The sequence below is a fragment of the Flavobacteriales bacterium genome, from assembly GCA_030584065.1.
Lineage (GTDB): Bacteria > Bacteroidota > Bacteroidia > Flavobacteriales_F > PHOS-HE28 > PHOS-HE28.
The window spans coordinates 259,066-275,063 of record CP129489.1 but is presented as its reverse complement, the minus strand read 5'-3'; the positions used below and the strand labels follow the sequence as shown (position 1 = coordinate 275,063).

Genomic DNA, 15,998 nt, shown 5'->3' with positions numbered 1-15,998 from the left:
CTAGCGGGCCGGAGGCGAAGATCGGCATTCAGCCCTCAGCGGGCATCGGCCGCTCCTCATCCGGGACGCGCAGCAGAAGTGCGCCGCCGATGATGAAGAAGAGGCCCAGCGCCACGGCGGTGTTGCGCAGGTCGCCCGTGACCTGGTAGACCGCGCCATAGACCAGCGTGCCGAGCACCGTCCCCAGGTAGTAGCTCACATCGTAGAAGCTGAAGAAGGAGGCGGTGTCCCTGGTCGTCGGAAGGAACTTGGCATAGGTGCTCCGGCTCAGGGCCTGGCACCCCCCCATGATGGAGCCCACCAGGGCCGCCAAGCCGTAGAACTCGTGGGTCCACTGCACACGCCATGCGATGACGCAGGCCATCACCCATGCTGCGCAGCCGATGAGCAGTGTGCGGACGTTGCCGAAGAGGCGGCTCAGGCGCACGAAGGCCATGGCGCCGAGCGCGGCCAGCAGCTGGATGATCAGGACGCTGATGATCAGGCTGTCATCGGCGATGGGGCTGCCGTCAGGCTGCCTCACCTCCTGCTTGGCGAAGCTCACGGCCAGGTACATCACGGTCTGGATGCCCATGTTGAAGACGAAGAAGGCGCCGAGGTAGCGCTTCAGCCGGGGCAGGTGCGTGAGCTGCAGCCACACCTTGCGCAGCTCCTGATAGCCGCTCCAGATGACATGCTTCTCCTCCGGGGCCGGGCCTGCCCTGTCGGGCAGCAGGCGGAAGGGCCATTGCGCCCAGCCGACCCACCAGATGGCCACGCTGATGAAGGTGAGGCGCGCAGCGTAGCCGCCCTCATCCGGGATCCCCAGGAGCGTGGTCCCATCCCCGTCGGGGTCCATCACCATGAGCAGATTGATCACCAGCAGGATGACGCTACCGATGTAGCCCATGGTGTAGCCGCGTGCACTGATCCGGTCATGGTCGCGCTTCGCGGCGATCTCGGGCAGGTAGGCATCGTAGAAGACGAGGCTGCCGGAGAAGCCGGCGCAGGCGAGCACCACGCAGGCCAGGCCGATCCAGAGCCGGTCGACGCTGAAGAAATAGAGCCCGGCGCAGCTCGCAGCGCCCAGGTAGCAGAAGAACTTGAGGTAGTTGAGCTTGTTGCCCCGGCGGTCGGCGATCCCGCTGAGCAGCGGAACCACAAGCGCCACCAGGAGGAAGCCCGCCGACAGCGCATAGGAATAAAGGGAGGCCGCCGGCACCCCGAACCGATCGATGAAGCGCTCCGCGCCATAGGCGTCGGTGATCCCTACGTAGAACATGGGAAAGACCGCGCTGGTGATCGTGAGCGAATAGGCGGAATTCGCCCAATCGTACATGGTCCACGCCCGCACGATCCGGGCATCCCCCTTGGTGCTCATGGATGGGCTGGTTGGAGGACCGGACCTCCGGCTCTCACTCCTGTCAGGCTTGGGTTGAATCGCCGGCAGCCTTGGCCCCGTTGAGCTTCCGATAGGTGGCCCGCACTTCCATGCCCCAGCCGAAGATGAGGATGGGGAGCACGATGAACGCCATGCGGTTGTAGCGGGCCGCCGCCTCGAACTCACCGTGTATCATGTGCTGGCAGGCGCGGGTCATGCCGCAGCCGTAGCACTCCTGGTCGAACAGGATGACGGACAGGCACATGGGGGGTCCGTCATCAAAGAAACTTGCCGGTAGCGCAAGCAGCGCTACCGGCAAGATCAGCAGAACGGCAAGCCTGGCCTTCAGCCAAGCCGGCCCATCAAAGCGTTTGCGAGTACCGGCCATCCTTCGGCTCCAGGGTACCCATGATGATGCGGATGAGGTCGATGAGCGCCCACACGCCGCAGCCACCGCCGGTCAGGAGCTGAACCACGCCCTGCCAGATGTAGCCCAGGTAGAAACGGTGGATCCCAAGGCCGCCGACGACCACGCAGAGGATCAGCGCGATCAGCTGGCTCTTGCCGCCGCCCTTGGCGGCCTTGGCAGGCGCGCCCACGGAGGCCCAGGCCTGGCCCTCCTCGTCGATGGACTCCATGCCCACCGTGACGGCGGCTGCATCGGTGCTCATCACCTTGTTCGCGGCACGGGCCACGCGCTTCGAGCCGGTGGCCACAGCGGCCTCCTTCACCACCTCAGCGGTGATCGAGGGCGCAGCCTCCATGGTCTCCACGGGCGCCACGCGCTCAGCGGTCACCTCGTAGGACGCAGCGGTCACCTTGGGAGCGCTGGCATCCTTGCGCTCAACCTGGCTGGAATGCTTGCGCGACCATTCGATGGAGCTGCCATTGACGAAGGCCGTGCGCTCCACAGAGCAGGAAGCGAGACCTACGGCGATTCCCAGCATGGGGAGGTACAAGGAAGAGAGCTTCATGTTTAGGGGATTGATTTGCGACAAATATCACACTTGTCGTCAACCATGCAAGCGCAAGCGGGAAAAAGTGCGCGAATCCGCCCGGGCCTCACTTCTTGACGGCCACCTCCACCCGCCGGTTCTTGCTCATGCTCACCTCGGAACCGCCATCATCGGCGGGCTCGGAGGCATCACGGCCCGCCACGGTGATCCGCGCAGCCTCGACCCCGCCTTCCACCAGCGCATCGCGAACGGCCTCAGCACGTTCCTTGCCCAGCTCCAGCAGGTCGGGACGCACGCGCGTGCGGTCCAGCTCCGTGGCATCCACATGGCCGATGAGCTCCACCTTGAACGAGGGGTCCGCCTTCATCGCGGCGATGAGGTCATTGAGCCAGGTATCCATGGAGGGGTCGAGGGAGCGCTGGAAGCGCTTGAAGTAGAACACCTGCATATCGGCCTTCTCCACCGGCTTCATGCTGGGCGGGGTGACGCCTTTGCGGCTGAAGATGAACTCGCTCTCCGCATCCTTCAGTTGCTCGCAGGAGCAGGAGGTCCGGTTCTTCACCGGGTAGACCTCCACGTTGTCAATGTAGTAGTAGGCGGAGAAGACCTGGGGGCGCGTCTCGCCCCGCGGGCGCTTGGCCTTCTCATTGGGGGTCTTCTCGTTGCCCGCGAAGTTGCCGATGATCATCCACTCCTCGTTGCCCTTGCTCTCGTAGGTGCCGCAGACGCCCTGCCAGCTGAACATGTCGTTGTAGACACGGGTGCGCACGGGGGGCACGGTGACATCGAAGGTGAGGCTGGCAGGATCGTCCTTCTGCACCATGTCCTTCCCGAACCACGCACCCAGTTCCCCCGTGGAATACTTGCTGAGGTCTCCGAGGGTGACATAGAACCGCACGCAGTAGAGCGAGTCCTTCTTCATCTTGTGCTTGAGCTGCGTCTGGATGTAGGTGCGCGGCTCCTTGTTCTGGTAGCTCCACCAGCGCACCCCTGCGTAGTTCGAACCGCTGAGCGCCATCTGCTCCCCGGCGAAGTTCTTCGGGGCGCTCACCGTGCTTTCCACGGTCGCGTTCTCGCTGAAAAGGTCGGCCTTCTTCGCCGTGGGCGACGACCAGCCCTTGGCATACTGGATGCCGCCAGGCCGTTTGAGCTTCTTTCCATCCATCTGCTCAAAGTCGCCGTTCGCCACCCAGGTCCGGGCGGTATCAATCGCCTGGCCCATGAGCATGGTGCTGGCGGAGAGGGAAAGCAGGACGAAGAAGGTGCGCATGGTCAAGGGATTGATGGTGCCGGCCTCCCGGCGGCGGGGAAATTAATCGGTGCTGGTCAGCCAAGAGCGTGCCAGCCCTGAAAAGACGGCGGCGGGACCCGAAGGCCCCGCCGCGCGCGATGCGGTGGTGCGGATCAGTCCTTGATGAAGGCGTAGCCCACCGAGACCTGGATCACGTTGGCATTGGTCTTCACCGTCACGGGGCCGAATTCGGTCTCCTCGTTGAAGGTGCTCAGCCCCCTCCAGTAGCGCAGGCCGAAGCTCAGGCCATTCTCCAACTGATAGTTGCCGCCAACCGCCAATCCCAGCTCCATGCCGCGGATGCCCTCCGTGGAGCTGTTATCCCCGCTCGACTCGCTGGTGGTGGTGGTGCTGGTGCTGCCTGTGGTGGTGGTGGTGGTCCGCTTGGAATCGAACTTCGATTTGTACCCCATGAGGAAGCCGAGACCCGGACCAGCTTGGAAGGACAATCCCTCGGTGGCCTGGAAGTTCAGCAGGATGGGCAGCTCGATGTAAGAAGCCGTCGCGGAGCCATCGGTCTCGGTCTTGGTGGTGATGGTGGAGCCCAGGATGGATGACGAGGAAGTCGTCTCCTCCGAGAACGAAGTGCCGCGGGCACTGTACAGCAACTCCGTGCGCACCCCGATCTTATCGGAGAAGTTGTAGTTCAAGAAACCACCGACGTGGAAGCCGATGCCGCTGTCGCTCTCGGGCTTCTCCTCCGGCTCCGGATCAATCCTGGTGCCGTAGATGCTGTAGTTGAGACCGGCTTTCGCCCCGATGGTGAACTGGGCACTCGCCGTGCCCGCCAATAGAAAGCTCGCCGTCGCGAAAAGGAAGTGCTTGGTGTTCATGTCGTTTCGGTTTGAAGTGCGGTCCGTTGTCCGACCACGGGCGCAAAGGTCGATGGACCGGTAACCTGCCGAACTGACTTCCCTCAGCCCTTCTGCTGCGCGCGGATGATGTTCAGCGCACCGCCGGCCTTGAACCACTCGATCTGCTGGGCATTGTAGGTGTGGTTCACCTGGATGGTATCCTTCGAGCCGTCCTTGTGGTTCAGCACCAGCGTGAGGGGCTTGCCGGGCGCGAAGGCGGTGAGGTCCGTGAAGTCGATGCGGTCGTCCTCCTGGATCTTGTCGTAGTCGGCCTCGTTGCTGAACGTGAGGGCGAGCATGCCCTGCTTCTTCAGGTTGGTCTCGTGGATGCGGGCGAAGCTCTTCACCAGCACGGCCTTCACACCCAGGTGGCGCGGCTGCATGGCCGCGTGCTCGCGGCTGCTGCCCTCGCCGTAGTTCTGGTCGCCCACCACGATGCTGGGCTGGCCGGCCGCCTTGTACGCGCGTTGCGTGGCGGGCACGGGGCCATAGCTGCCGTCGAGCTGGTTCTTCACCTCGTTGGCCTTGCCGTTGAAGAAGTTGATGGCGCCGATCAGCGTGTTGTTGCTGATGTTGTCCAGGTGGCCGCGGTACTTCAGCCAGGTGCCGGCCATGCTGATGTGGTCCGTGGTGCACTTGCCCTTGGCCTTGATCAGCACCACCGCACCGGTGATGTTCTTGCCGTCCCACGCGGGGAAGGGCTCCAGCAGCTGCAGACGCTCGCTGTCGGGTTTCACGTTCACCACCACACTGCTGCCATCCGCAGCGGGCGCCACGAAACCGGCGTCCTTCACATCGAAGCCTTTCGGCGGCAGCTCAATGCCCTTGGGCTCATCCAGCTTCACCTTCTTCCCCTCCTCGTTGACCAGCTCATCGGTCATGGGGTTGAAGGTGAGGTCACCGGCGATGGCCAGCGCGGTCACCACTTCGGGCGAGGCCACGAAGGCGTGCGTGTTGGGGTTGCCGTCGTTGCGGGCGGCGAAGTTGCGGTTGAACGAGGTGATGATGGAGTTCTTGCGGTTCGGGTCGTTGCTGTGGCGCGCCCACTGGCCGATGCAGGGACCGCAGGCATTGGCCAGCACCACGCCGCCCATCTTGTCGAAGGTGGCCAGGATGCCGTCGCGCTCGGCGGTGTAACGCACCTGCTCGCTGCCCGGGGTGATGGTGAACTCGCTCTTCGCCTTCAGCTTCTTGTCCACGGCCTGCTGCGCAAGGCTGGCGCTGCGGGTGAGGTCCTCGTAGCTGCTGTTGGTGCAGGAACCGATGAGGCCCACCTCCAGTTGCGCGGGCCAGCCGTTCTCCTTCACCGCGGCGGCGAACTTGCTCAGCGGCCACGCCAGGTCGGGCGTGAAGGGACCGTTGATGTGCGGCTCCAGCTCGCTGAGGTTGATCTCGATCACCTGGTCGAAGTACTTCGCGGGATCGGCGTACACCTCGGGGTCGCCCTGCAGGTGCTCGGCGATGGCATCAGCCAGGGCGGCCACCTCGGAACGGCCGGTGCCCTTCAGGTAGCGGCGCATGCTGTCGTCGTAGCTGAAGGTGCTGGTGGTGGCCCCGATCTCGGCGCCCATGTTGGCGATGGTGCCCTTGCCGGTGCAGCTCATGCTCTCGGCGCCTTCACCGAAGTACTCCACGATGGCGCCGGTGCCGCCCTTCACGGTAAGGATGCCCGCCACCTTCAGGATCACGTCCTTGGGGCTTGCCCAGCCGCTGAGCTTGCCGGTGAGCTTCACACCGATGAGCTTGGGCCACTTCAGTTCCCAGGCCAGGCCGCTCATCACGTCGCAGGCGTCGGCTCCGCCCACACCGATGGCGATCATGCCCAAGCCGCCGGCGTTCACCGTGTGGCTGTCGGTGCCGATCATCATGCCGCCGGGGAAGGCGTATTGCTCCAGCACCACCTGGTGGATGATACCGGCACCCGGCTTCCAGAAGCCGATGCCGTACTTGTTGCTGATGCTCTCCAGGAAGTTGAAGACCTCGTTGCTCTTCAGCAGCGCGTCCTGCAGGTCCTGCTTGGCACCCACGCGGGCCTGGATCAGGTGGTCGCAGTGCACGGTGCTGGGCACGGCCACCTTCTTGCGGCCGGTGGTGCTGAACTGCAGCAGGGCCATCTGGGCGGTGGCGTCCTGCATGGCCACGCGGTCCGGGGCGAAATCGACATAGTCCTTCCCGCGGTTGAAGGCGCTCTTCGCCTCGCCGTCCCAGAGGTGGGCATAGAGGATCTTCTCGGTGAGGGTGAGCGGGCGACCGACGGCCTTGCGGGCGGCGGCGACGCGGGCGGGGTAGCGGCTGTACACCGCCTTGATCATGTCGAGGTCGAAGATCTGGCTCATGCGCGGTCGGGTGCGTTTTTGCGGCCGCAAAGGTAACCCTACGGGACCTTGGGCCTCAAATGCGGAGCGGGCCGCCCTGAGGCGACCCGCTCACTGCCCTGAACGGCAAGGTTACTACAGGTCCGAAATCGCCGCTGTGAGGTTGTTCATGGCCTGGACATTGGCCGGCCCCCCGCCCATCGCCACATTCGTGGTGAGGAGGTCGAGGCCCATCATCAGAACCGCCACATCCATCTTGACGGAGAGCACCACGGGTGCGGTTCCCACATCCGCGTGGCTGTGCGCATGAGCGGTGCGGAGCAGGGCATCCGTCGCGCAGTGGTAGGTGAACGACTGGTCCTCCGCGTCATCGAAGTCGCCATCGCCATTGCCATCGACATGCCCCTCCATGTTCAGGAACTTGTACCCCGCGGCCGGGTTCCAGCTCCAATGCATGCCGGGGATGTTGAGCGGATAGGGGGCCAGCGTCGGGTTGGCGTGGTTGGTGGCGCTATCCAGCCCCAGGCTGAAATACACTTGGTGCACATGGCCGGCGCCCATGGTGCCGATCTCATAGGCCGCCGTCGGCATGGAACCATCCGCCAGCACCGCCTTGGCGGGGTAAGCGGCCACGGTGTTGCCGTCATCATCCTTCAGCTCGAAGTCCGAGGCGTAGAACTTCAGCGTGCTGAAGCGGACGGCGTGGCCGGCGCCATCGGCGTAGGTGGCATTGATGTCGAAGGGATTCGCGCCGTGCACGAACTGGAAGCGCAGGCTGATGGGCGCGGGCGCCGATTGCAGGTTGTTGTTGCTCGGGGCTTGCTCTTCCTCCTTCTTGCAGGAGGCGAGGGCGAGGAAGGGGATGGCCAGCAGGGCCAGTTTAGAACGATTCATGTGTTTCAGTTGCGTTGGATGTTGTAAGTGAGTCCGAAGACCAGGCGCTCGCGATTCGGCACCATGAGCTCGCCAAGCTGCCGCGCAACGGCAAATTGGAAGGTTCCCATGACCGCCCAGGAGCGCCACCACACGCGGACCCCAGCGTGCGTGAAAAGGGTTGAGCTGCCGGTGCCGGAGACGGGAACCCCGTCTGCATCATCCATGCCGGCCAGCTCGTGATACAGGCCCATGGAGGGCATCATCTTCCAGTCGTCCCCGAAATCCCAGCGGCGGAACACCTCTGCGGTGGAGCTGAGCCCATGGCCCATGCGGTAGCCCTCCTCCATGCGGCCATTGCGACGGCCGATGACGGACACGGAAGCGCCATTCCGACGGTACCGCACGCTGTACTCCAGGCTGGCCAGCAGATCCCAGGTGCCGGTTCCGGGCTGCAGGTCATGCGGCACTTCGGCATCACGGTACCGCAGGTCGCTGCGACCGACCGGGGCTTTCGCCCCGCCGCCGACCATCAGCCGATGCACCGTGCGCTCATCGAGCGAGGTGCACCGCGTGTTGATGGCCAGGTAACGGCCCAGCAGGAGCGGATCGCCGATGCCGTAGACATCGGTGGCGATGACCCCGTCCACCGCGCGGTAGTTGTTGACCGCAGGGAGGGAAGCGAGCAGGGAGAACCGGTCGCTGAGCCAGAGGTCGGCGCGCAGCTCCAGCACCTGGTAGAGCTCGCGGTAGCGGCTCTCTGCCGCACCGGACGGGCTGCCATGCCCACCGTGCTTCGGGAGCGCCTTCAGCAGGGGGGCATGGGACAGCGTCCCCTCAAGGTGACGCATGCGGTAGAGCATCGTCACTGAGGAGGCGCGGTCATGCGGCTGTATGCCGAGGAAGATCCCGCACACATCGCAGGCCCCTGCCAGGGATGGCAACAGGGCCACCCCCAGGGCGAAAAGCAATCTCATGGAATGAAGGGGTTGGGTTCGACATTGCGCCGGCTTGCCGGCACCACTGCGGAACCTACCCCCATGGGACGGGCTCGGAAAGCCGTCGGTGCCCCACGCATGCCTCCATCCGCCCCTCAGGGAAAGGCCGCTTCACACCGGAGAGGATGAACCGGACGCCCTTGTCAACCGACTCCACGGCCGGTTCGATGCGGAAATCGATGCGCTCAGCAGGGAACCCCTGTTCTGCCTCCTGCTCCATTGCGCGCAGCTGCCTGCCCAGGTGGCATTCGCCATGGCAGGTCCTCATCTCCGCTGCAACCTCGCGCTGTATGCAGAGCTCCCGCTCGATGTATGCCCGGCGAGCCACGAAGTGCGCCACGAAAAGCGTCGGGGCGACCGTCATGGTGCAGAATGCCGCGAAAAGCAGAGCGGATATGCCGCGAAGCATGATGCAATGATACGGCATGGACGACGCCGCATGCTGATGCCGGTCAGCCATGGCCGATCCGGATTGAAGGCTCACGCTTCCTGGATGCCTCCAGTTGGTGGAGGAGAGCTGACCGCAATGCCCTCATGCGACCGACCCGAATGAAGAGAGGGGCCTCGCGGCCCCTCTCCTGCTGCTCGTTCGATGCCTCACTCCTCCACCACCTCGAAGGGGATGGTGCGCACCACATCGCGGTGGAAGGCCACCTCGGCCTCGTACTTGCCGACGGCTTTGATGGCTTCGCCCTTGATCTTGATGCTCTTGCGGTCCACCTCGAAGCCCATGGCCTTGAGCGCATCGGCGATCATGATGGTGTTGACGCTGCCGAAGATGCGGCCCTTCTCACCCACCTTGGCACCGATCCTCAGGGTCTTGCCCTCCACGCTGCCGGCCAAGGCCTCGGCATCGGCCTTGATCTTGGCGAGCTTGTGGGCGCGCTGCTTCAGGGTCTCAGCGAGCTGTTTGCGCTCGCTGGGGGTGGCCACGGTGGCCAGGCCGCGGGGCAGGAGATAGTTCCGGGCATAGCCCTCGCGCACTTTCACTACGTCGTTGGCGTAGCCGAGGTGCTCCACGTCTTTCTTCAGGATGACTTCCATGGGTCCTGCGTGTTGAGGGGTTACTTCATCATATCGGCCACGTAGGGCATCAGGGCCAGGTGGCGGCAGCGCTTCACGGCCTGGCCGACCTTGCGCTGGTACTTGAGGCTGGTGCCCGTGAGGCGGCGGGGCAGGATCTTGCCCTGCTCATTCACGAAACGGAGGAGGAAATCGGGGTCCTTGTAGTCGATGTAAGTAATGCCCATCTTCTTGAAGCGGCAGTACTTCTCCTTCTTCGTCTCAATGGCGATCGGCGTCAGGTAGCGGATCTCGCTATTGGTGCTCTCGGCGCTCATGGCGTTCAGGCGTTGGCGGTTTCGTTCGTCTCCTTCTTCTTGTTGCGCTTGCGCTCGGCGAAGGCCAGATGGTGCTTGTCCATCCGGGTGGTGAGGAACCGGATCACGCGCTCATCCCGACGGTATTCGGTCTCGAGCTTGGCGACGAACGCGGGGTCCGCCTCGAACTCGATCAGGTGGTAGAAGCCCGAGGACTTCTTCTGGATGGGATAGGCGAGCTTGCGCATCCCCCAGCTCTCTTCGTGGTGGACCTTTCCACGGCCTGCTTTGATCAGGTCTTTGAACTTCTTTACCGCCTCCTTTGCCTGGTCCTCAGACAAAACGGGAGTGAGAATGAAGACGGTCTCGTACCGGTTGGTCATGGTGACTGTTCGGTTGAAAATGGGCCGCGAATCTAGCTGAAAATCCGATTGCCCGGGCATTTCCCTGGGCCGTGCCCCTGCCGAGGGCGATGACTGCGGAAGCGCCGGCAGAAACGGCGCGGCCGCTGCGGGACTCGCCGCACTCCCCGCAACAGCCTGCAACCCTGAGGATTAAACCCTCCCCGACAGCGCTTCGGCGGCCAGTCCGAGGGCCATCAACAGCTGTTGATATTGCAGCCGGATCGAGCTTGTCGCCAGGGCTATCTTCGGCCGCCCATGGAGCCCTTCGTCGTCAGTGCCCGCAAGTACCGTCCGGAGACATTCGATACCGTCGTGGGCCAGGAGGCCGTCACCGGCACCCTGAAGAACGCCATCCGCAGCGGGCACCTGGCGCAGGCATTCCTCTTCACCGGCCCACGCGGCGTGGGCAAGACCACCTGTGCGCGTATCCTGGCGCGCACCATCAACTGCGAGAACCGCAACGAGGACCTCACCACCTGCGGGGTCTGCGAGCCCTGCAAGTCGTTCAGGGAGGGCCACAGCCTCAACATCTTCGAGCTCGATGCCGCCAGCAACAACAGCGTGGACGACATCCGCAACCTCATCCTGCAGGTGACCATCGCACCTCAGGTGGGCGAGAAGAAGGTGTACATCATCGACGAGGTGCACATGCTCAGCCAGGCCGCGTTCAACGCGTTCCTGAAGACCCTGGAGGAGCCCCCGCCGTACGCGATCTTCATCCTGGCCACCACCGAGAAGCACAAGATCCTGCCCACCATCCTCAGCCGGTGCCAGGTCTTCGATTTCCGGCGCATCCAGCTGGCGGACATCGCGCACCACCTCGGTTCCATCGCCAAGAAGGAGGGCATCGAGGCGGAGCCGCAGGCCCTGCATGTGATCGCCCAGAAAGCGGACGGCGGGCTGCGCGATGCCCTGAGCATCTTCGATCAGCTGGTGAGCTTCGCCGGGAACCGCCTCACCTACCAGGACGTGGTGAAGAACCTGAACGTGCTCGACCATGAGCATTACTTCAGCATCACCGACCACATCATCAGGGGCGATGTGCCCGCCGCCCTGGTGGAGTTCAATGCGATCCTGCAGAACGGCTTCGACGGGCACCTCTTCGTGACCGGACTGGCGCGGCATTTCCGCGATCTGCTGGTGAGCCAGGATCCCCGTACGCTGCCGCTGCTGGAAGTGAGCGAGGACCTGGTGAAGCGTTACGGCAGCCAGGCCCAGGCCACCCCGCGCGAGCTCCTCATCCGAGGGCTCGACCGCCTGGCCCAGTGCGATGCGCAGTACAAGCAGAGCAAGGAGCCCCGCCTGCTGGTGGAGCTCACCCTGATGCAGCTGTGCCGGCTGAACGGCCCGGCGGGCAACGACCCAGCGGCAGCGGCTGGGGCTGAAAAAAAAAGCCCTGACGTGAGCGTGGCGCCGGTGCAAGCCCCGGCGATGGCCAAGGCTTCATCCTCCGCCCATCCCCCGCCGGCCGGTGCAGCCGAGCCGCCTCCCGCAAGCAGCGATGGCTACGCGCCCAAACGGCGGCTCTTGCGGGACCATGTGAGCATCAAGCCGGTGGCACCGGCACAGGCAACGCCAGGGGGGCCTGCCCCGCTCGATACCGACGAGGGGCCCGCGCTGCCCACGGCCACCAAGGAGGTGAATCCGGCGCTCCTTCTCAGGGTGTGGGGTGAATATGCCCTGGCGCGCAAGCGCGAGGGCAAGAACAGCCTGCACGCCACGCTGGCGGCGCACGATCCGGAGGTGACGGGACCGAGCGCCATCCGCTTCGCCATCGTGAACGAGGTGCAGGAGAAATACATGCGGGAGGAGAAGCCGACCCTCCTCTCCCACCTCCGGCGCGAACTGGCCGACCCCGCGCTGCAGCTGGAGGTGATGAAGCAGGAAGTGGTGGTGAAGCCGCGCTACACCAAGCTCGACCGCTTCAACCTGATGGCGGAACGGAACCCTTCACTGCTGCGGCTGCGGGAGGAACTGGACCTTGACCTGGGGTGAGGATGGGCGCCCCCTGCCGGCCCTGCCACAACCGGATGCTGAAGGCGGTCCTGCTCCTCCTCATGGCGGCTTCAGCATCGCTTCTCCGGGCACAGCGGACGGACACCACCGAGGTGAAGAACGGCCGGTACGGCGTCATTCACCGTGATGCTTCGGGGAGGATCCTTAACCCGGTCTCGGTGCACGACACCACAGGCAGGCTGATCGGCTACGAGAATTACCGCAACGAGCGCTGTCACGGCCCAGCAGTGCGGTTCGATGCGCGCGGCAGGAAAGCCTGGGAGGCATATTACCGGAAAGGGCGGATCCATGGTTCGGTGATCCAGTATGACAGCCTGGAGCGCAAGGTCCGTGAGGCCATGGTCAGGGATGGACAGGTGCATGGCCTCGAGATCTTCTACCACCCGAATGGAGCCGTGCTCTCGAAGGTCCGGTACCGCAGAGGGGTCCGCCACGGGCCGAGCACCACGTACCATCCGAATGGCCGCATCGAATGGAAGAAGGGCTATCGCAGCAACGGCCTCCACGGGGAACGGGTGCTGCGCGACTCCACCGGCGCCTTGTTCAACGGCGAGTACGTGACCATCTTTCCGATGGGCTTGGGCCGGTACACCACCATTTGCACCAATGGACGCCCGCACGGCGAGTTGACCGTGTTCCGCGGCGATGGCACCGTGAGCTACACCGGCCGTTACGACCATGGCTACCCGGCAGGCGAGTTCATCTACTATGACCAGGAGGGCCGAGTTTCCCGCAAGGAGCGCTACGTTAAGGGCAGGCTCGTGCGCAATGGATCGAAGGAGCCAGCGCCGGGCTCCGACCACGACGAAGAGCCCTGATCGCTTTTCCCCAATGGGTACTTTCGCGGCCGCAACACCCGGTCGGTCTTCCTTGCCGTACCGGACCACCCACACTGACAACCAACCGCGTACGATGTCGAAGATCAAGGTGACCAAGCCCGTTGTGGAGCTCGATGGCGATGAGATGACCCGCATCATCTGGAAGTGGATCAAGGACCAGCTGGTCCTCCCCTACGTTGATGTGCCCATCGAATACTACGACCTCGGCATCGAGTACCGCGACAAGACCGACGACAAGGTGACCGTGGATGCCGCGAAGGCCATCCTCAAGCACAACGTGGGCATCAAGTGCGCCACCATCACACCCGACGAGGCGCGCGTGCAGGAATTCGGCCTGAAGCAGATGTGGAAGAGCCCCAACGGCACCATCCGCAACATCCTCAACGGAACGGTGTTCCGCGAGCCCATCGTGATCAGCAACATCCCGCGCCTGGTGCCGGGGTGGACGCAGCCCATCGTGATCGGCCGCCACGCCTTCGGCGACCAGTACCGCGCCACCGATGCGGTGATCAAAGGCAAGGGGAAGCTCACCATGACCTTCACGCCTGATGACGGCGGCAGCCCGCAGAGCTGGGAGGTGTACCAGTTCGATGGCAACGGCGTGGCGCTGAGCATGTACAACACCGACGAGAGCATCGAGGGCTTCGCGCACAGCTGCTTCAACCTCGCCCTGGCGAAGAAGTGGCCGCTCTACCTGAGCACCAAGAACACCATCCTGAAGAAGTACGACGGCCGCTTCAAGGACATCTTCGAGGAGATCTACCAGAAGCACTTCAAGACCGACTTCGAGAAGGCCGGCATCGTGTACGAGCACCGCTTGATCGACGACATGGTGGCCAGCGCCATGAAATGGAGCGGCGGCTTCGTGTGGGCCTGCAAGAACTACGACGGCGATGTGCAGAGCGATACCGTGGCGCAGGGCTTCGGCTCATTGGGCCTGATGACCAGCGTGCTGATCACCCCGGATGGCAAGACCATGGAAGCGGAGGCCGCGCACGGCACCGTGACGCGCCACTACCGCATGCACCAGCAGGGCAAGCCCACCAGCACCAACCCCATCGCGAGCATCTTCGCGTGGACGCGCGGCCTGGCCTTCCGCGGCAAGCTCGATGGCAACCAGGCCCTCATCGACTTCTGCACGAAACTCGAGAACGTGTGCATCCGCACCGTGGAGAGCGGCAAGATGACCAAGGACCTCGCGGTGTGCATCCACGGTGAGAAGGTGGGGCCCGAGCACTACCTCACTACCGAGAAGTTCATGGAGGCCCTGCGCGAGGGCATCGAGCGGGCGTAAGCCTGCCTTCGCCATCTTCGGCCATGCCTTTCCCTGGCATGACCTTCCGCCGCTGGTGCCTCCTGCCCGCTGCTGCCGTGCTGGCGCTTGCCGCATGGTTCGGAACAGGCTACTCCTCCGAGGATGAGTTCCAGCATGTGATCCTGCTGGCCGAGCAACTGCGCGGCCACGCGGACGCGGCATCCCTGCCGATCGACTACCATCAGGGCTGGCGCAGCATGACGCTTCCCTTGATCGCAGCGGGCGTCTTCGAGGCCGCCGGACTTTCCGGCGTCACCAGCCCCTTCACCCTCACCCTGCTGCTCCGGTTGCTCACGGCGGCGTTGGCGCTGTGGGCGGTGGGAGGCTTCGTCAGGGCGGTGCTCCCCTCGGTGCGCGAGGAGAACCGGCAGGCTTTCATCCTCCTTTCCTGGTTCCTGTGGTTCGTGCCCGTGCTGCACGTGCGCTTCAGCGGCGAGGCCTGGAGCGGGATGCTCTTCCTCCGCGGGCTCACGCTGCTGCTCGATGCGCGCCGGCCGGAGGCCATCGGAGCGTGGTGGGCTGCTGCGCTGCTTGTGCGGCCAGCGGCAGCGATCCTGCCCTTCGGTGCGTTGCTCTGGCTGCTGGTGGTGAGACACGAGCCCTGGAAGCGCATCGGTGGCATGGCCATCGGCGCATTGGCCTTCCTCGCCGTGGGTATCGCCGCCGATTCGCTCGCTTACGGCCGCATCACCTTCACCCTGTGGAACTACGCGAGCGCCGCCCTCACCGGCGAGGAGGCGCACCGGTTCACCGCGCTGCCGTGGCACCAGCACCTGCTCTTCGGGCTGAAGTACGCCGCATTGCCCATCGGCGCGGCGCTGCTCGCTGCCGCGGCGGCCCTGCTCGCACTGAAGCCGCGCCACCCGGTGCTCTGGCTGCTCCTCCCCTTCCTGCTCGCGCACAGCCTGCTGCCGAACAAGGAGCCGCGCTTCCTCATCCCGCTGGCGCCGCTGATGCCTTGGCTGCTGATGGCCGCTTGGGATGCCCTGTGCGAGCGGTGGCCCGCTGCGATGCGGAGTGCCGGGGCCATGCGCATCCTCTTCCCCTTTGCGGCGGTGAACGTATTGGCGTTGGCCGTTGGGATCGCCACGCCTGCCGGCAATGGGCGCATCAAGCTGGCCGAGGCCATCCATGAACGCTATGGCAGCGAGGCCGTGCACATTGACCACCTGGGCGATTGGCGGCAGTGGATTCCGCCCTTCTACCTGGCCCCCAGGAGCACCGAAGCCTTCGTGGAGCGGATCGTGCCCAGCAAGGAGAAGCGCAACCATCTGGTGATTGCCAGGGAGAGCCAGGGCCTCGACCGCGTGCAGAGCCTGAAGCGCATGGCTGTGGCCGCACCGCCTTGGACGCACCGCTTCCTGGCATGGTACGGCCTGGAGGATGGGCATGACCCTTTGGTGCTTTACCGACTAACCACGGAGAACATCGGCCACTGAAGCCGGGACCGATCATGAT

At 64.4% G+C, this 15,998-nt stretch carries 16 protein-coding genes; 4 read left to right on the top strand and 12 right to left on the bottom strand.

Going from position 1 to position 15,998, the window contains the following annotated elements; translation table 11 throughout:
- Positions 1-28: 28 nt before the first annotated feature.
- The 12 genes from QY325_01115 to rpsF form a co-directional block, all read right to left on the bottom strand.
- Positions 29-1,360, bottom strand: coding sequence for an MFS transporter (locus QY325_01115; protein ID WKZ66540.1), 1,332 nt, complete (start codon positions 1,358-1,360; stop codon positions 29-31).
- 43 nt (positions 1,361-1,403) lie between these two features.
- On the bottom strand, positions 1,404-1,625 hold the full coding sequence (locus QY325_01110; protein WKZ66539.1) for a DUF2752 domain-containing protein: 222 nt from the start codon (positions 1,623-1,625) through the stop codon (positions 1,404-1,406).
- A gap of 97 nt (positions 1,626-1,722) precedes the next feature.
- Positions 1,723-2,334: a TM2 domain-containing protein gene (locus QY325_01105; GenBank protein WKZ66538.1), complete on the bottom strand. Its 612-nt coding sequence runs from the start codon at positions 2,332-2,334 to the stop codon at positions 1,723-1,725.
- An 88-nt stretch (positions 2,335-2,422) separates the two neighbouring features.
- Positions 2,423-3,586: an OmpA family protein gene (locus QY325_01100; GenBank protein ID WKZ66537.1), complete on the bottom strand. Its 1,164-nt coding sequence runs from the start codon at positions 3,584-3,586 to the stop codon at positions 2,423-2,425.
- A 134-nt stretch (positions 3,587-3,720) separates the two neighbouring features.
- On the bottom strand, positions 3,721-4,440 hold the full coding sequence (locus tag QY325_01095) for a porin family protein (protein WKZ66536.1): 720 nt from the start codon (positions 4,438-4,440) through the stop codon (positions 3,721-3,723).
- A gap of 83 nt (positions 4,441-4,523) precedes the next feature.
- The gene (locus QY325_01090) at positions 4,524-6,797 is read right to left on the bottom strand and encodes an aconitate hydratase (protein ID WKZ66535.1); all 2,274 of its coding nucleotides are present in this window, start codon (positions 6,795-6,797) and stop codon (positions 4,524-4,526) included.
- Between the two features lie 114 nt (positions 6,798-6,911).
- Positions 6,912-7,670, bottom strand: a complete 759-nt coding sequence (locus QY325_01085) for a hypothetical protein (GenBank protein WKZ66534.1) — start codon at positions 7,668-7,670, stop codon at positions 6,912-6,914.
- A 5-nt stretch (positions 7,671-7,675) separates the two neighbouring features.
- Positions 7,676-8,626 carry a hypothetical protein gene (locus QY325_01080; protein WKZ66533.1) on the bottom strand — a complete coding sequence of 317 codons (951 nt, stop codon included), beginning with the start codon at positions 8,624-8,626 and terminating at the stop codon, positions 7,676-7,678.
- A 55-nt stretch (positions 8,627-8,681) separates the two neighbouring features.
- Positions 8,682-9,056: a hypothetical protein gene (locus QY325_01075; protein WKZ66532.1), complete on the bottom strand. Its 375-nt coding sequence runs from the start codon at positions 9,054-9,056 to the stop codon at positions 8,682-8,684.
- 188 nt (positions 9,057-9,244) lie between these two features.
- Complete coding sequence (rplI, locus tag QY325_01070; GenBank protein WKZ66531.1) at positions 9,245-9,691, bottom strand: 50S ribosomal protein L9; 447 nt, start codon at positions 9,689-9,691, stop codon at positions 9,245-9,247.
- Between the two features lie 20 nt (positions 9,692-9,711).
- Positions 9,712-9,987, bottom strand: a complete 276-nt coding sequence (rpsR, locus tag QY325_01065; protein ID WKZ66530.1) for a 30S ribosomal protein S18 — start codon at positions 9,985-9,987, stop codon at positions 9,712-9,714.
- Between the two features lie 5 nt (positions 9,988-9,992).
- Entirely contained in the window at positions 9,993-10,349 is a 357-nt protein-coding gene (rpsF, locus tag QY325_01060) for a 30S ribosomal protein S6 (GenBank protein ID WKZ66529.1), read from the bottom strand.
- Positions 10,350-10,625: 276 nt separating this feature from the next.
- On the opposite strand from rpsF, the gene dnaX reads away from it, so the two are divergent.
- The 4 genes from dnaX (at position 10,626) to QY325_01040 (ending at position 15,979) form a co-directional block, all read left to right on the top strand.
- Entirely contained in the window at positions 10,626-12,365 is a 1,740-nt protein-coding gene (dnaX, locus tag QY325_01055) for a DNA polymerase III subunit gamma/tau (GenBank protein WKZ66528.1), read from the top strand.
- A gap of 35 nt (positions 12,366-12,400) precedes the next feature.
- Positions 12,401-13,204 (top strand): hypothetical protein, encoded by an 804-nt coding sequence (locus QY325_01050; GenBank protein WKZ66527.1) that lies wholly within the window; start codon positions 12,401-12,403, stop codon positions 13,202-13,204.
- 94 nt (positions 13,205-13,298) lie between these two features.
- Positions 13,299-14,519: an isocitrate dehydrogenase (NADP(+)) gene (locus QY325_01045; GenBank protein WKZ66526.1), complete on the top strand. Its 1,221-nt coding sequence runs from the start codon at positions 13,299-13,301 to the stop codon at positions 14,517-14,519.
- A 38-nt stretch (positions 14,520-14,557) separates the two neighbouring features.
- Entirely contained in the window at positions 14,558-15,979 is a 1,422-nt protein-coding gene (locus QY325_01040; protein ID WKZ66525.1) for a hypothetical protein, read from the top strand.
- Positions 15,980-15,998 lie beyond the last annotated feature (19 nt).

What these genes read in the sequence shown, in the direction of transcription:
- QY325_01115 (WKZ66540.1), bottom strand. Translation starts at nt 1,360, where the DNA reads ATGAGCACCAAGGGGGATGCCCGGATCGTGCGGGCGTGGACCATGTAC.
- QY325_01110 (WKZ66539.1), bottom strand. Translation starts at nt 1,625, where the DNA reads ATGTGCCTGTCCGTCATCCTGTTCGACCAGGAGTGCTACGGCTGCGGC.
- QY325_01105 (WKZ66538.1), bottom strand. Translation starts at nt 2,334, where the DNA reads ATGAAGCTCTCTTCCTTGTACCTCCCCATGCTGGGAATCGCCGTAGGT.
- QY325_01100 (WKZ66537.1), bottom strand. Translation starts at nt 3,586, where the DNA reads ATGCGCACCTTCTTCGTCCTGCTTTCCCTCTCCGCCAGCACCATGCTC.
- QY325_01095 (WKZ66536.1), bottom strand. Translation starts at nt 4,440, where the DNA reads ATGAACACCAAGCACTTCCTTTTCGCGACGGCGAGCTTTCTATTGGCG.
- QY325_01090 (WKZ66535.1), bottom strand. Translation starts at nt 6,797, where the DNA reads ATGAGCCAGATCTTCGACCTCGACATGATCAAGGCGGTGTACAGCCGC.
- QY325_01085 (WKZ66534.1), bottom strand. Translation starts at nt 7,670, where the DNA reads ATGAATCGTTCTAAACTGGCCCTGCTGGCCATCCCCTTCCTCGCCCTC.
- QY325_01080 (WKZ66533.1), bottom strand. Translation starts at nt 8,626, where the DNA reads ATGAGATTGCTTTTCGCCCTGGGGGTGGCCCTGTTGCCATCCCTGGCA.
- QY325_01075 (WKZ66532.1), bottom strand. Translation starts at nt 9,056, where the DNA reads ATGCTTCGCGGCATATCCGCTCTGCTTTTCGCGGCATTCTGCACCATG.
- rplI (WKZ66531.1), bottom strand. Translation starts at nt 9,691, where the DNA reads ATGGAAGTCATCCTGAAGAAAGACGTGGAGCACCTCGGCTACGCCAAC.
- rpsR (WKZ66530.1), bottom strand. Translation starts at nt 9,987, where the DNA reads ATGAGCGCCGAGAGCACCAATAGCGAGATCCGCTACCTGACGCCGATC.
- rpsF (WKZ66529.1), bottom strand. Translation starts at nt 10,349, where the DNA reads ATGACCAACCGGTACGAGACCGTCTTCATTCTCACTCCCGTTTTGTCT.
- dnaX (WKZ66528.1), top strand. Translation starts at nt 10,626, where the DNA reads ATGGAGCCCTTCGTCGTCAGTGCCCGCAAGTACCGTCCGGAGACATTC.
- QY325_01050 (WKZ66527.1), top strand. Translation starts at nt 12,401, where the DNA reads ATGCTGAAGGCGGTCCTGCTCCTCCTCATGGCGGCTTCAGCATCGCTT.
- QY325_01045 (WKZ66526.1), top strand. Translation starts at nt 13,299, where the DNA reads ATGTCGAAGATCAAGGTGACCAAGCCCGTTGTGGAGCTCGATGGCGAT.
- QY325_01040 (WKZ66525.1), top strand. Translation starts at nt 14,558, where the DNA reads ATGACCTTCCGCCGCTGGTGCCTCCTGCCCGCTGCTGCCGTGCTGGCG.